Origin of the sequence: Bacteroides faecichinchillae JCM 17102 (genome assembly GCF_000614145.1) — a bacterium.
GTDB classification, from domain to species: Bacteria; Bacteroidota; Bacteroidia; order Bacteroidales; family Bacteroidaceae; genus Bacteroides; species Bacteroides faecichinchillae.
The window spans coordinates 1-16155 of the sequence record NZ_BAKK01000040.1 but is presented as its reverse complement, the minus strand read 5'-3'; the positions used below and the strand labels follow the sequence as shown (position 1 = coordinate 16155).

Below are 16155 nucleotides of genomic sequence, written 5' to 3'. Positions count from 1 at the left end.
AAAGCAAGGGAAAACTATTCTTACATTGATCGTTTCCCCTTATTTTTGGCAAACTATTTGTTTATGTAGTATTGAGTAATAATTTAAAAAGAATAAAGTATGATTTCACCTTGGGTATTATTTATTGGAATTGCCATTGTTAGCTGGCTAGTACAGATGAATTTGCAAAGCAAATTCAAAAAGTATTCAAAGATACCTACCGGAAACGGAATGACAGGTCGTGATGTAGCTTTAAAAATGTTACACGACAATGGAATTTATGATGTAAAAGTGACACATACTCCCGGACAACTGACCGACCATTATAATCCTGCCAATAAGACAGTGAATTTGAGTGAAGGAGTATATGACAGTAATAGTATCATGGCTGCTGCAGTAGCTGCACACGAATGTGGACATGCTGTTCAGCACGCACGTATGTATGCACCCTTAAAGATGCGTAGTGCATTAGTTCCAATAGTGAATTTTTCGTCTTCTATTGTAACGTGGGTTTTATTAGCCGGTATTTTGATGCTTAGTACATTCCCTCAATTATTGTGGATTGGTATTATTTTGTTTGCTACGACAACTTTATTTAGTTTTATCACTTTGCCGGTGGAGATAAATGCAAGTAAACGTGCACTTGTTTGGTTGAATTCATCTGGTATAACCAATTCATTCAATCATTCACAGGCGGAAGATGCTCTTCGTTCAGCTGCTTATACCTATGTAGTAGCTGCCTTGGGGTCATTAGCAACATTGATTTATTATGTTATGATTGCAATGGGAAGAAGAGATTAACCTTCTTTTCTCAAATATAATGAGCGCTTCCATAGTCTTTTGTAGTTGCTACGGAGGCGTTTATTGTTTTCGGGAATATTATCCGGATTAATCTAGGATTTTGAATTTACGTATGAAAATTCTGAACTTTCATTTTTGTGTATTATATGTATTTATTGCATTTCTTTCTTTGAACTACGTTCATGCACAAAACTTATTCGGTAAGTGGAATCGTTGTTATGTAGACGGGCAAGATTCTATAGATATAAATAATGTTTTCCGGACGTATTCAGTTCCGGAAGGTTATCCTTACATGGAGGAAAAATCACCATTTAATGTTTCTGTGAATCATTCTTGTGTAGGGATTTATACTGACAAAAATTTCTGTGGAAAGTGTGTGAGTTTTGCCTCTTTTGATTTTAAGGATGGGGAAGAAGTCGAAATAGAAATAACCTTTAAAGATTCAATCCACTCTTTTGAGGTCTTACCTAAAAATACAATATTTACAAGTTTAAGACAATCTTCTGTTAATGGCATTTGCTTGAAACTAAAGAAGGCTGACCAGCAATTAACATTAGTAATTAATGATGAGTATCAGGGAGACGTGCTTCATTTGTTTTGTAACAGCATAGATTCTGCAGTTCCTTCTGTTTTAGATTCTGGTGGCTACTTATACGATTCAAAGCAAAAACTTTATTATTTCGGACCTGGTTTTCATAGATTGGCTAATTATTTCCCTAATGGAACACTCTCGATTTCTGGAGATCAAAAGATATATATAGCTGGTGGAGCAATACTTGACGGACAATTAAGGATTAATGATGGAAAAGGAGCGAAAATCTATGGGCGTGGTATGGTGATGAATACAAAACCGGAAATAGTACTTTCTATAGATAATTCTTTGGGTGGGTGTAATGTAGAAGGAATTGTTATTCATGGACATAGAGCACAATGTTGGTGTACTACAATGTCAAAAAGTTCAAATATCAATTTTTCAAACGTAAAAGTGCTGAGTACCCGTTATGCGTGTACAGATGGTATTGATATTATTAATTGCTCGGATTGTGAGTTTGACAATGTATTTGTGAGGAGTTGTGATGATGCCATAGCTATTAAAGGACTGGCTCCAGAAACGCAGGCCCCAGCTGATTGTCTCCCCAATAAAAACCTTATATTCCGGAAGATGCAATTGTGGAATGATTGTAATAATGCCTTTGGTATAGGAGCTGAAACACGTGCTTCCGTATATGAAAACATACAATTGCTGGATAGTGAAATTCTCTATTCGTACGATGATCCACATCATCATACGGAACTTGACGAACGTTCTGCTATGAATATTTGTGCATTGCAAGGTACTTATTTTAAAAATATACTTTTTCAAAATATACGAGTAAACAGGTGCGAAAGATTAATTGGCATGGGGTTTAAAAATGATTTTTGGTTTGGCTCGATTCAAGGGAATCAAAGTTATTGTGGAGGGATTGATAATGTGATTTTTCGTAATGTTACCTGTGAGAAAAATAGTGGAAGCTCTATTGCGAACGAAATTTGGCTCTATGGTTGGCAAAAAGAGGGCACTTCGCAAAAGAAGCTTACCAACATCCTTTTTGATAATGTGCGGATAGAAGGCCAGTTATTAAAAGACGATCACTATTCAGGTTTCCGGACGAATAATGTTACTGGGAATACACTGGTCAATTATCGTTTTATTAATACATATTTGAATCAATAATAAATTCTTTTAATGAGCCAGAAGTAAAATGAACTATCATTTTGCTCTGTCATTTAAAGATATGAAACCGATGGATCTGATCTCTCTTGCTGCATCAAAGGAGAGATTCTCTACTACGCTCCTTGAATGTCAGAATGGTGCAACTGTTGGATTTTTGCCTCTCTTTATATTTTATTGTGGTATTGTGTCGAGATGCCTGTGTCTGGCAAACCTTGATTTATTTGAGTTGTATGTGCATATCTCGAATATTAATTATCACTTTCTTATTCTGTTCTAATAATTCTTTTAGGGTAATTGTTTGCATCCCGGGAAGCATGTTACCAATAGCGAAGCTTTCTACATCATTCTTCGTAGGGCGATAGTAGCATAATATGTTTTGTATATTTAATAGAGGATATTCGATTCCTTTTTTGTCAGAATTAATAGTTTGGTTGGATAAGGTAATTTGATTAGTCCCCATACTATATTGTGGAATTAGTCGTAATAAATTGTTGCCTAAATAAATATTATCTACTTCATCATTAATAAAGAACTGTACATTACAAGCAGTCATATATCCTAATATCAATTCTTCAGCAATAGCTATTTTTCTATTTTTCATAGAATCGTCTTCAAATTCAATGATCTTCATTTGATATTTAGTCGCTTCTTTTGACGAAATCTGACATTCTTTTTTATCAGGTGAGAAGTAAACTTCAGATGTTGTTTTGTTGATTTTTGCATTTACACATAATCCATTGTCATTTAAAGTTGCGGGGAGAATAGATTCAGGACTGTGCCAGTCTATGTTTGGTTTTCCTATTGGTTCTAAAGCAATACATCTATTTAATCCTCCTTTTAGATCAGGAGCTGTTTCAACAAAGCTCTTTGTAACTTTAATAGCTGATGTATAATCTCCGATGGCTGCAAAAGCGGCGGCTCGTATATTTAAAATTGTAGTTTTTGATCCTTCTTCTTCTAGTTGCTTTTCATACTTAGTTAATAATGAATCTGTATATTGAATACATTTCCCTGATTGTTCTTTTAGTAATTCTAAAAAACTATAGATGATCCAGCGTCCTTTTTCATCTGTTGTTGCTTCAAACCATTTACGATTTGCATCTAAGCGGATAAAGTCACCGTTATTAATACAAATAGAATAATGAAGAGGGTGCGTCCGATAACCTTTACCGCTGAATGTCATTTGATCAAGATCTAAAATACAAGATTCGAAGCTTGAAGTATATGGGAATCCCAATAACCCTTCACAAGCACCTGCTATATCATTGTGTCCTTGTCTGGTAAGGAACTGAACAGGATTTTCAAGAATAGAGTGCCATTCCAGAGAATTCTCCTGGATAGACTCATTTGTATAAATAAGATTGCTGTCATATCCTGTATCAAACATATACTCTTCCTTCTTATTATTGTTTAGCTGTTGGATATAGGGATGTCCGTTTCTGAAACATACATTCGGTTGAAGAACTTTCTTTTGATCGTTTTTCCTAAAAGTGACTTTACCCGGTGAAAATTCGAGGGATGATAATTTCGCTAGTTCCTGCATTCCCAAAGTATTACTTTGAGAAAAATAATCCGGAGCTTGTGGAGATGCTACTTTAACATTGATATTGTGATATACAATGTTTCCTACTTGCATTTTATCTATTATTCCAGTAACAGCTTTTATATCTCCAAAATAACTTCCAACAATAACTGTATCTCCTAGCATGCGAACATTGCACTTTTCTGCTGTAGCATAGGAGAGAAAGGTAAATGGTGCTCCTGTATCGATAATGACATTCGGTATTTCAATGTCATTTATCTGAACAGGTATTCGAAGCGGAAAGTTCTGCGGAGTTTGGATCGTACAGATCTTCTCATTAAAATCTATTCTACTATCAGGTGTTCCGTCTAATTGACGGGCCACAGATTCAATCCAGGCAAACTCAGGACCTGTCTGAGAAAGAGAATCTTTTTCAAAGCTTCTGCAATAGATTGCCAATTCATTATATTTTCCTAGTTCGTAAAGGGCTTTAGCTTTTAAATATTTATATTGGGGAGGATAATTCTCAGAAGTATAATATGTGTACAATGAGTCGATACTTTTAATAAGTAGTTCTGGGCGGTTGAATGCGTTGCCGATACATATTTGCGCATAAAGTCTCATACTAGGTTCAAAATAAGCGGCAGAATCATTATGTAATTTCCATATTTCAAAGAAAGAATCATTAGAACCTAATTCAATGAGTCTTTCAGTGTAATTATTCAGAACTTGGCTTTGTATTTGAAGAATATGTCCGGTAAAAAGCAAAAAGCAAATAATAGTTTGATGGAGATGTCGTCTATTCATGCGTTTAATTTTAAGTAGGATGTATTTCATTGCAATGTTCGTCATTTATTGTGATAAAAACAAATATTCTAGTGCTTATTTCTTTTCTTTTTTGAACATCTACCTTATCTTTATTTATGAAAGTGAGCTTATTTAAAGTTTTAGTTAGTCGAGATTTTCAATAATTTGCTGTAAATTTGCGCAATTAAAACTATAAACAGTAATATTATGGCAGCAAAACCAAGTATTCCTAAAGGAACTCGTGACTTTTCGCCGGTAGAAATGGCGAAGCGTAACTATATATTCAATACCATTCGTGATGTATACCATCTTTATGGTTTCCAGCAAATAGAGACTCCATCTATGGAGATGCTTTCTACGTTGATGGGTAAATACGGAGATGAGGGTGACAAGCTTCTTTTCAAGATTCAGAATTCGGGAGATTACTTTTCAGGGATAACCGATGAAGAACTTTTGAGCCGTAATGCAGCTAAATTAGCAAGCAAGTTCTGTGAAAAAGGATTGCGTTATGACTTGACTGTGCCTTTTGCTCGTTATGTGGTAATGCACCGTGATGAAATCACTTTTCCGTTCAAGCGTTATCAGATTCAACCGGTATGGAGAGCAGACCGTCCGCAGAAAGGACGTTATCGTGAATTCTATCAGTGTGATGCTGATGTGGTAGGTAGCGATTCGTTATTGAATGAAGTTGAGTTAATGCAGATTGTAGATACGGTATTCAGTCGTTTTGGAATTCGTGTATGTATTAAAATCAATAATCGTAAGATTCTTTCCGGAATAGCAGAGATTATTGGTGAGGCTGATAAAATAGTGGATATTACCGTTGCAATTGATAAACTGGATAAGATCGGTTTGGAGAATGTGAATGCCGAACTGAAGGAAAAGGGAATCAGTGATGAGGCTATCGCTAAATTACAACCGATTATACTTTTGAATGGAACCAATGCTGAAAAAGTCGCTACTTTGAAAAAGGTTTTGGCAACAAGCGAAGTAGGTATGAAAGGGGTGAAAGAAAGTGAATTCATTCTGAATACCTAGAAACGATGGGATTGAAGAATGAAATAGAATTAGATTTGACATTGGCTCGCGGATTAAATTATTATACTGGTGCTATTTTTGAAGTAAAAGCATTGGATGTACAGATTGGTAGTATTACCGGTGGAGGTCGTTATGATAATCTGACAGGAGTATTTGGCATGTCCGGTGTCTCCGGTGTTGGTATTTCTTTTGGTGCCGATCGTATTTTCGATGTGCTGAATCAGTTGGAACTTTATCCGAAAGAAGCAGTAAATGGTACGGAAGTATTGTTTGTGAATTTCGGTGAAAAAGAAGCAGCTTTTTCTATGGAAATGCTACTGAAAATACGCGCTGCAGGGATTCGTGCGGAAATATTCCCGGATGCAGCTAAGATGAAAAAGCAAATGAGTTATGCCAATGCTAAGAACATTCCTTTTGTTGCTATTATTGGAGAGAATGAGATGAATGAAGGCAAAACTATGCTTAAGAATATGGAGACAGGAGAACAGAGGCTAGTTTCAGTAGAGGAATTAATAGTTGCATTACAGAAATAAGAACCTTTTCTCTTTAGGCATGGATTTCACAGATTTCACGGTTTTTGGGGTAATCCAAACTGTGTAATTCGTGTAATCCGTGCCTTTAGTATTTTTCAAAATAGGCACAGTTGGAATTTAGTTCAAAGATTTTGTCCATATGATTGTTTTTCTGGACTTGGCTTTGTATTTGAGCCAGATTCCCTATAAAGAGTAAAAAAACAGCCAATAAGCCTTAATGTTTTTAGCGTAGTCATGTTTTTCTAGATTTTTGTGGTGTTATTTTTGCGAATCTAGGAAAATATATATTATATCAAAAGTTTTTATGAAAAAGGTGACTAGTTTTGTTTTCGGGCGGGATTTTTCTCTTTATTGTATGGCGGAAATAAGCATGTTTACTTTATTGAAAAGTTAGTAAAGAGGAGCTTTTGATATGCTCCTCTTTAGAATATAAGATAATGAGATTTAGATGAATTTATTCCTTTTATAGATGTCGTTCTGGATACATTTCATTCCACCATTCCGGTCGTTCTTGCAGCCATCGTGCAAACCAAGCCATGATAGAATTATGCCATTTGATGCGTTTATCGTAATCCGAGATAAAATGGTTCTCTCCATCTACGGTGATGAATTCGACTGTTTTTCCTAATATTTTGAGAGCATTGAAAAGCTGAATACTTTCCCCGATAGGCACATTAGTATCGACAGTTCCATGCAATAGCAACAATGGAGTGTTGATTTTATCTGCATTGAACAGAGAACCTTGTTTGGTAAACAGTTCGGGATTATTCCATGGATAGCTGTCAGCGGCAGCAATAGAATTATATCCATAGCCCCAGTAACCTTCTCCCCAGTAACTGGTTACATTACTGATACCTGCATGTGATACAGCGGCCGCAAAGATGTCAGTTTGAGTCTGCAAATACTGAGTCATAAATCCACCATAAGAAGCACCAATACATCCGATTCGTTTCTCGTCTACAAACGGATGTGCTTTACAAAATTGCTTTGTTCCTTCAATAATATCATCGGCAGTACGCTTTCCCCAAGCATTGACGTGACGGGCAGAAAACTCTTGTCCGAAACCGATCGTGCCGCTAGGCTGGATGACATATACTACATAATCTCGCGAGGCAAATAACTGTGCACAATACGGGCTACTGATACCGCGGGTTGTAGGAGTCGTTCCACCGTAATAATATACAATCATCGGATATTTCTTATTTGGATCAAAATTGGGAGGTAAACACATTTTTCCTGTAATTACAGTTCCGTCTGAGGCCGTAAAATTCCAAGGTTCGGTTTTTCCTAATTCAATTTTTTCCAGAATTGGTTTCATCGGATCTGCCAACAATCGGGACGTTTTCTTTTTCATATCATATAGGTAGGCAACACCTGTATTATGATCTGATTGACCGATATAAGCTGCTATCCATGGATTATTTTCTGCTAATGTGAAAGACCCGGTAACATCTGTTTCTAAATTCAACTTTTCAAATTCATTGCTTTTGGGAGAATAGCGGTAAATGTTTTTGCAGTCACCATCATCCGTGTTGAAGTAGATACATCCATCTCCTCGGTTCCATTGCAAAAGACTGACGGTAGGATTGAAGTCTTTGGTGATCGGTTCCATCTTACGGGTAGCCAAATCCATAATAAATGCCTGAGTGTCGTAATCATTGGCAATAGGATGATTGCCGCAATTTTTACCAATCCCCCCAAAAGCTTCGGGGCTTGCAGTTAGTAATAGTTTTTTTCCGTCCGGAGAATACTTTGCTCCTCCCAGAAATCGTTCTTCGTGGAAAAGAGTATCTACTTTCAGTGTTTCCAAATCAACGAGATAAAGAGAAGACAGGGAGTAAGGACGTTGGGTGATATTCTCCCTTGAAGTACTGTATATCAGATATCTACCGTCCGGAGAAATGTCTTGTAAATAGGTACTGTGATTACCGTAAGTTAAACGTTCGGAAACTCCATCGATTATATTATACTTAGCAAGGAAACTGCGTCCGCGAGTATTTGGAATGCGGTCTGCCGGACTGACAATACGGCGTAAATTCCCTGTTTCCTTTTCTCCTTCTTCGTAAGGATAATAAATAAGATACTCCTCAGTAGGCGACCATGTGAAATTCTGTTCGGGAATTCCTTTTAGAATTGTTTCTTCCTGTAACGTAGCAGGATCGAATGTAAGTACATCATTTCCGCTAGAAGCAGTAGCAGTGTAATACAACTTATCGCTTTTCGGCATCCAGCGCATGCCATCCTTTACATTTTCTAAAATCACTTTTCCGCTTTTCAGGTCGGTGAGTTCGCAATAGATGCGTGAACGCTTGGCAGAGTGGTTGTTCCAATAGCGGGTTAATAGATATTTTCCACTGGGAGAGATGGATACAGCAATAACCTTGTTTCCGTAGACTGTATTGTCGAGAGCAAAACGTTTTTTTGCATTTGGGTCCAAAATGCAGGTAATATCTTTGAATTTCTTGTCTTTTATAAATTCACTTTTTAGCGTGGGTATGGCTTTATCTTCGGAAGTAGAAAGTAGTTTGAATGTAATTTCATAATCTCGTTCCGGTTCCAAGCTAATAGCAATTTCATGGGAAGAGGCAGAGGTGATGCTATCTTCGACATTCTCCTTTTTGTGTTTGGAAACTCCATCAATGAAAGCTTCCCAGCGTACAGGTGAAGTAACTTTTAACTTACCTTTAACGAAACGGTCTGCTCTAATTTGTGTCTTGAGCAAATAGATTTTACTGTCTTTCTCAGCTTTCGTTAGTTTTAGAAATCCGGTGGTGTCTACAGTAAGCGTTTGCGTAGGTGCATCGGGTAAGTCCAATACTACCGGAGTCTGAAGTAACATTTTAGTCGCATACTTTTCTCCTTTTGGATTGATACTGTCGTTCATAATAGGAGTACGTACATCAATTGCATTACGAACTTGGTATTGCGTCAATCTGTCCTGTGCTTGGAGAATAACGCCGGTTGCCAGAAAAATGGCTAAAATCATTTTTTTCTTTTTCATGTGCAGTGTATTTTATAAGTATTAGTATTCGATGTGTTCCAATATTTCGTTTAAGAAAGCGATAGCTACTCCATAATTTGTCATAGGTATCTTTTGTTCTCGGGCACGTTCAATGCGGTTGAGTACATATTTACGGTTGAACATGCAAGCTCCACAATGTATGACTAACGAATATGGAGTTAAATCTTCTGGAAAGTCAGTACCCGAAACCATGTCGATGGATAACTTCTCACCAATTCTTTTTCGTAATAATCGTGGGAGTTTTACTCTTCCTATATCCTCTGAAAGTGGAGCATGGGTACATGCTTCGGCTATTAACACGCGTGATGATTCTGTCAGACTTTCAATGGCAGCAGCACTTTCGATATAGAAATGAATATCCCCCTTATAACCGGCAAAAAGAATGGAAAAGGACGTGAGTTTACTCTCTTCCGGCTTCTGTTCATAAACTGTTTTGAAAACTTGTGAGTCCGTAATAATTAATTTTGGAGGACGGGCAAATACTTTTAATGTTTCCGACAGTTTGTCGGTAGTACATGTTGCAATGAGGCACTTCTTGTCTAGTAATTCACGAATCGTTTGTACTTGTGGCAAGATCAGTCTGCCTTTAGGAGCCTGAATATCTTGAGGCATAACAAGTAATACAAGATCGTTTTCAGTCACAAGTTTACCGGTGATACTTTGTTCTTCAAACGTTGTAGGTAGCTTTTCAAGAATAGCCAGACGGATCTGCTCAATACCTGTCCATTCTTTGGTACTGACTAAAATAGGATTATTTCCTAAAAGCTCTCTTATATGTTTGGCAAGAGATTCTGTCGTTTTCCGAATATCCATTTTGTTGATTAGAAAAATAATCGGAATATTCCTTTCTTTCAGTTGTTCATACCAATAGAGTTCCTCTTTCAGCTCCGGTTCTTCATCTGTAGCGTCACCTCCACAAATCATAATAGCAATATCTGTTTTCTCTATCGCCTTTTGGGTTTTTTCAATACGCATCTTTCCCAATTTCCCTTCATCATCGAATCCCGGTGTATCGATAAACAGACAAGGACCTATTCCCTGAATTTCCATAGCTTTCGATACAGGATCAGTCGTAGTACCCGGAGTGTCGGAGACAAGAGCTACCTCCTGTCCCGTCAATGCGTTAATGAGAGACGATTTTCCACTATTACGCTTTCCGAGTAGAGTGATATGTAGCCGGTTGGCATTTGGAGTATCTGATAAACTCATAATTTATGGTTGGTATGAAATGAATGATTGCTACAAAACTACATTTTATTATTTAGAATCTAAAGTCTCTTTTGCCTTCAGTTATCTCTTTTAAGTTTCTAATTGCTATTTTTCTGATTTTTGGGTTTGGTATTCCTTCTACTTCCTTTTGAATCAAAAAGACTCCTTTTTTTCGAGTATCTTCCGAGGCATAATCTTCCAGATATTCTTTCAGAGTCATTAAAGCATTCGGTCCACAGCAATTGGCAATTTGGCCGGATTTGACCAATGACATAAAACGGTCTCCGGTTCGTCCTTCCCGATAACAGGCAGTACAGAAACTAGGAATATATCCCAGCTCGAGTAACCAATTTACTACCTCATCCAATGACCGGGTATCGCTTACATCAAACTGAGCAGAATTATTTGTTGGAAGTTCTGTTTCTGCATATCCGCCGACACTAGTACGGGAACCGCCACTTATCTGTGAAATCCCTAGTTCTAGCACCTTTCTACGAGATTCTTGTGATTCACGAGTCGAGATTATCATTCCTGTATAAGGAACGGCAATTCGGATAACCGCTACAATTTTACTGAATATCTCGTCAGAGATCGCATTGGGAAAATCTCTCGCATCTATATCGTCTGCCGAACAAATACGAGGCACGCTGATAGTATGCGGACCTACTCCGAATCGGGCTTCCAGATGTTCGGCGTGCATTAGCAATCCTACGAAATCATATCGGAACGTATTCAGACCGAAAAGTACCCCCATTCCTACATCGTCGATTCCTCCTTCCATAGCACGATCCATAGCTTCCGTATGGTAGGCGTAATTACTTTTTGGACCAGTGGGATGGAGATTCTCATAGTTTTCTTTGTGGTAAGTTTCCTGGAATAGAATATATGTGCCGATTCCCACTTCTTTCAGGCGGCGGTAATTTTCTACTGTAGTAGCAGCGATATTCACATTAACCCGTCGGATTGCCCCGTTTTTATGCTTGATGCTGTAAATCGTTTGGATGGATTCCAGAATATATTCTATCGGATTCAACGAAGGATGTTCACCGGCTTCAAGTGCCAGACGTTTATGCCCCATATCCTGTAGTGCAATTACTTCTTTGCAGATTTCCTCTTGCGTTAGTTTTTTACGGGCAATTGTTTTATTCTTAGCATGATACGGACAATAGATGCAACCATTGACACAATAATTAGACAGATAAAGTGGGGCAAACATCACAATACGATTGCCATAAAACTTTTGTTTGATATCTTTGGCAAGATGAAAGATTCTTTCTATCAGGTCAGGCTGATTGCACTCCAATAGTAAAGCCGCTTCCTTGTGAGTCAGTCCTTTGCAGAGAGCAGCTTTTTCGATAAGTTGCTCTATCAAAACACGGTTATTCTTATTAGCCTGTGCATACTCCAGAGTTTCCAGAATCTCTTCGTGGTTGATAAACTCTTCTGCTTTCGATGAATCTGCTTGGTATATCATAGTTTTCTATTTAAATTCTCAACTCTCGTTTTTCAACATCTCATGTTTGAAGTCCCCTCTGTCAGTCGAAATCTCATATCCGATGGATTGCAATTGTTTTTGCAAGAGTATTAATCCTTCGGCCGATTCAGCTCCCAGAGAAGCCTTGTTGTTATATAATTCATATTTTTTCCGTTCATCGCGTGGCGATAGGTTGGGCATGACTACATTAGCACCTGCTAAGATACCTCTTTCCCGTCCGTCGGGCGCTAGAGTGGCAAGCGCTGTTGTTGCCGGAATCAGTGCTGAAGGTGCATGAGTCGAAAGATAGATAATAAAAGCAATGTTTGTTCTACTGTTCCATTTGGAAATTGTGCAAAAGGTGTATCATGATGGGGTAGGAAAGGTCCGATACCAATCATTTCCGGACGTAACTTTTCGATGAATAGAATATCCTGTATGAGATGTTCTACTGTCTGTCCCGGGCTACCGACCATGATTCCCGATCCGGTTTGATAACCGATTTCTTTTAAATTCCGCAAACATTGTATCCGATGTTTGCAAGACATCTCAGCAGGATGCAATTGGCTGTAATGAATTTCATTATAAGTTTCATGCCGTAAAAGATACCGGTTTGCCCCTGCTTGGAAAAAACGTTGGTAGGTTTCGTATGGTTTTTCACCGAGCGATAAGGTGATGGCACAATCGGGATACTGTTCTCGGATCGCCACTACAATGGCTTCTATCCGGTCATCTGTCAAACCGGGATCTTCTCCACCTTGTAGCACGAAAGTTCGGAATCCGAGTGCATATCCTTCTTTACAACAATCAAGTATGCTTTCCATACTCAATCGATAACGTTTAATATGAGGATTCCCTTTTCGGATACCGCAATAGAAACAGTTATTCCGGCAATAATTGCTGACTTCAATCAGCCCGCGGATATAAATCTTGTTGCCGAAATGCTGTAGGCTAACCTCTTGTGCCTGCTTATTGATGTGACGCAGAGTTTCCGCGTCACATTTAGTTAGTAACTGTCGAAATTCTTCCGATTGGAGAGTTTTTTCCTGTCTTAATTTATCGATCCATTGTCTCATAGCTTTCTTTCCGCTTGAGCAACTCTTGCGCCAACTGGCGACGTCCCGAGACAATGTCATTATGTGTGCTAGGACCGGTAATACAACCACCTTCGCACGCCATCACTTCCACAAATTGTCCGGCTATTTTTCCTGTCTTGGCAGCAGCACGAAGTACTGCGATATGTTTCTTGTTGATATCTGAAATCTGAATTGCATTGATCTTATCCGCTTCCTCTTTCAGATACGCCTTGACTGCTCCCATTACGCCACCAGCCTGAGCAAAGCCATGCGCTTCACGAACAGAAGTCTGAACGACAGAGAACGTTTGAACTTCTTCCAACTGAATATCCAGTCCGTCAAGAATCGAACCAACCTCTTCAAAAGTGAGGATAAAGTCTACGGCTTCATCGCGGCGTACTTCTTTTCTTTTGGCAACGCAAGGACCGACGAATACGATTTTCGCATCCGGATATTTTTCTTTAGCAATTCTCGCTGCATAGTACATGGGCGAACCTGTGCTTGAAACATAAGGTTTTATGCCGGGAAGATGTTTTTCTACTAGTTCAATGTATGATGGGCAGCACGAAGTAGTCATAAATGGCTGTCCTTCTTCCAGCTTCTCCAATAATTCATGGGCTTCGTTGCTAGTGGTCATCATTGCACCTTCGGCCACTTCAATGATATCAGTAAATCCTATTTCTTTGAAAGCTCCGTATACCCGATCAATGGAAGTATGGAATTGACCGAGAATAGATGGAGCAATGATAGCCACCATCTTCTCACCTTTACGGATACGTTGCAATACATCAAATGTTTGTGAGATTTCGAAGATAGCACCGAACGGACATGCATTCATACATTTTCCACAATAGATACATTTACTTTCATCAATGTGTTCAATGCCATGTTCGTCTTTGCTGATCGCTTTTACGGGACAAGCTTCTTCGCAGGGAACAGGGATATATACAATTGCATGATAAGGACAACTCTTATGGCAGATGCCACAACTGATACAAGTATCATGATCAATCATTGCTTGCCCGTTTTTCTTGAAGCGTATCGCATCTTTCGGACAGTTGATATAGCAACTACGAGCTACACATCCGCGACAAAGATTACTTATTTCATAATTGATCTGTACACAAGAAGAGCAGGCTTCATCAATAACGCACATGATATTCTCCTTGACTGGTTCCGGACGGTTCAATGCTATTTTTGCATAATCAGAGAGTGGAGTTAGTTCGTCATGTTCATCCGTCATGTCAAATCCCATTAGTGGGAATGTTTTATATTTCCAAACTGCACGTTCTTTGTGTACACAGCAGCGTCCCATTGGTTTCGATTTGCGCGGACTCAGTTCAATGGGAAGACGATCTATTTTTTCTACTAACTGATCAGTTTTCCAGAGCCTTACAAGGTCAGCCAGCAACTTGTGCCGGACAATCATAATATTATTCGTAAATGCCATATTGTGTTTAAAGGGGTTGTTAGCGTCTGCAAAGATAATTCTTTTAATTCTGATTTTTGAATTTTTATTTATGAAATATTCGCTGGAAAGGAGTTTGTGTTGTAAAATTCCGGGCTTAAAACTCTTCTTGAATGTAACATCTTCTTCAAACAAATGTTATGTCTGAGTTGTTCCTTTGCAATCATATTAATAAAAGATAATGATAGGTTTATTCAACGATTGCTTTCCGCCGATTATGGACGGAGTTTCATTGACGATACAAAATTATGCTTATTGGCTGAATAAAAAAGCCGGTAACGTATGTGTGGTAACTCCAAGTGTGCCTGATGCCAAGGATGAGGGAACTTATCCGGTATATCGTTATTCTTCAATTCCTATTCCGATGCGTAAGCCTTATCGATTGGGCTTTCCACGCATTGATTGGCCTTTTCATGCCCGTATTAATAAGCTTTCTTTTGATTTGGTACACGCTCATTGCCCTTTTTCTTCTGGATCATTGGCAATGCGTATTGCTAGATCACAGCATATTCCTCTTGTGGCTACATTCCATTCCAAGTATCGTTCCGATTTTGAACGGGCTATCCCCTGTAAAAAAATAGTCGATTATCTGATTCGTAATGTGGTTCGTTTCTATGAGATGGCAGATGAGGTTTGGATTCCTCAAGCTTCTGTTGAAGAGACTTTGCGTGAATATGGATATAAAGGGAAAGTTGAAGTAGTGGATAATGGTAATGATTTTGCTGACGGAGCACCCATAGCAGAATTAAGACGTGTGGCGAGAGAAACGTTAAAATTGAGTGATGATGAAATGATGTTCCTGTTTGTTGGACAACATATTTGGGAAAAGAATCTCTCTTTTTTGTTGGAGGCATTGGCGCGGATAAAAGAACAGTCGTTTCGAATGTATTTTATTGGTACAGGATATGCCGCTTCGGAAATCAAACAAAAGGCATGTGAGCTATCGCTCATGGATAAAATAACTTTTGTGGGAAATATAACTGAACGTGAACGGTTAAAACGTTACTATGCTGCTGCCGATCTATTTCTCTTTCCTTCATTGTATGATAATGCACCGTTGGTAGTACGTGAAGCTGCTGCTTTACATACTCCCTCATTGATGATCAGGAATTCTACAGCAGCTGAAATCATCTCGGATTCTTCAAACGGCTTTCTGAGTACAAACAACGTAAATGCTTATGCTGAAAGGATTACTGAATTAATTCGGCAACCCCGTCTGATTACTAAAGTAGGAGATGAGGCTTCGCGGACCATCGCCCGTTCTTGGGAGAATGTAGCAGAAGAAGTTTACGATCGGTATATGAATCTAATGGTACGGAAGAAATTGTGAAAGCGATAAAGAAACCTTTTAGATTCTCTTATGTGATTATTCCTGTCGTAATCGGCCTTTCGGTGGTAGGTTGGCTGTTTGGGAAGGAATTCAATCCTCAAATATTCTCGGATATTCATTTTTCCTGGAGATTGTTGGGTGGTCTGTTGCTTGCCTTTCTGTTTATGTTTGGGCGGGATGGC

At 38.5% G+C, this 16155-nt stretch carries 8 protein-coding genes and 3 pseudogenes; 5 read left to right on the top strand and 6 right to left on the bottom strand.

Annotated elements, in window-relative coordinates; all coding sequences use genetic code 11:
• Positions 1–99 precede the first annotated feature (99 nt).
• Entirely contained in the window at positions 100–780 is a 681-nt protein-coding gene (locus tag JCM17102_RS16635) for a zinc metallopeptidase (RefSeq protein ID WP_025075977.1), read from the top strand.
• A 292-nt stretch (positions 781–1072) separates the two neighbouring features.
• Entirely contained in the window at positions 1073–2494 is a 1422-nt protein-coding gene (locus JCM17102_RS16630; protein WP_159106350.1) for a glycosyl hydrolase family 28 protein, read from the top strand.
• Between the two features lie 217 nt (positions 2495–2711).
• On the opposite strand, the gene JCM17102_RS16625 is transcribed toward JCM17102_RS16630, so the two are convergent.
• Positions 2712–4823 (bottom strand): retropepsin-like aspartic protease, encoded by a 2112-nt coding sequence (locus JCM17102_RS16625; RefSeq protein ID WP_159106349.1) that lies wholly within the window; start codon positions 4821–4823, stop codon positions 2712–2714.
• 207 nt (positions 4824–5030) lie between these two features.
• Between JCM17102_RS16625 and hisS the strand changes: the two are divergent.
• Positions 5031–6394, top strand: a pseudogene (gene hisS / locus JCM17102_RS28060) (histidine--tRNA ligase).
• Positions 6395–6857: 463 nt separating this feature from the next.
• On the opposite strand, the gene JCM17102_RS16615 reads toward hisS, so the two are convergent.
• The 5 genes and pseudogenes from JCM17102_RS16615 to JCM17102_RS16595 all read right to left on the bottom strand — a co-directional run bounded on the left by JCM17102_RS16615 (position 6858) and on the right by JCM17102_RS16595 (position 14625).
• Entirely contained in the window at positions 6858–9395 is a 2538-nt protein-coding gene (locus JCM17102_RS16615; protein WP_025075974.1) for an alpha/beta hydrolase family protein, read from the bottom strand.
• A 21-nt stretch (positions 9396–9416) separates the two neighbouring features.
• Positions 9417–10625 (bottom strand): [FeFe] hydrogenase H-cluster maturation GTPase HydF, encoded by a 1209-nt coding sequence (hydF, locus tag JCM17102_RS16610; RefSeq protein WP_025075973.1) that lies wholly within the window; start codon positions 10623–10625, stop codon positions 9417–9419.
• Between the two features lie 52 nt (positions 10626–10677).
• The gene (gene hydG / locus JCM17102_RS16605; protein WP_033886979.1) at positions 10678–12099 is read right to left on the bottom strand and encodes a [FeFe] hydrogenase H-cluster radical SAM maturase HydG; all 1422 of its coding nucleotides are present in this window, start codon (positions 12097–12099) and stop codon (positions 10678–10680) included.
• Positions 12100–12117: 18 nt separating this feature from the next.
• A pseudogene (hydE, locus tag JCM17102_RS28055) lies at positions 12118–13175 on the bottom strand ([FeFe] hydrogenase H-cluster radical SAM maturase HydE).
• Positions 13156–14625 carry a 4Fe-4S dicluster domain-containing protein gene (locus JCM17102_RS16595; protein ID WP_025075971.1) on the bottom strand — a complete coding sequence of 490 codons (1470 nt, stop codon included), beginning with the start codon at positions 14623–14625 and terminating at the stop codon, positions 13156–13158. The pseudogene hydE and the gene JCM17102_RS16595 overlap by 20 nt, the downstream one beginning before the upstream one ends.
• Positions 14626–14824: 199 nt before the next feature.
• Between JCM17102_RS16595 and JCM17102_RS16590 the strand changes: the two genes are divergently transcribed.
• Positions 14825–15973, top strand: a complete 1149-nt coding sequence (locus JCM17102_RS16590) for a glycosyltransferase (protein ID WP_025075970.1) — start codon at positions 14825–14827, stop codon at positions 15971–15973.
• Positions 15970–16155, top strand: a pseudogene (locus JCM17102_RS24390) (lysylphosphatidylglycerol synthase transmembrane domain-containing protein); the annotation flags it as partial. The gene JCM17102_RS16590 and the pseudogene JCM17102_RS24390, both read left to right, overlap by 4 nt.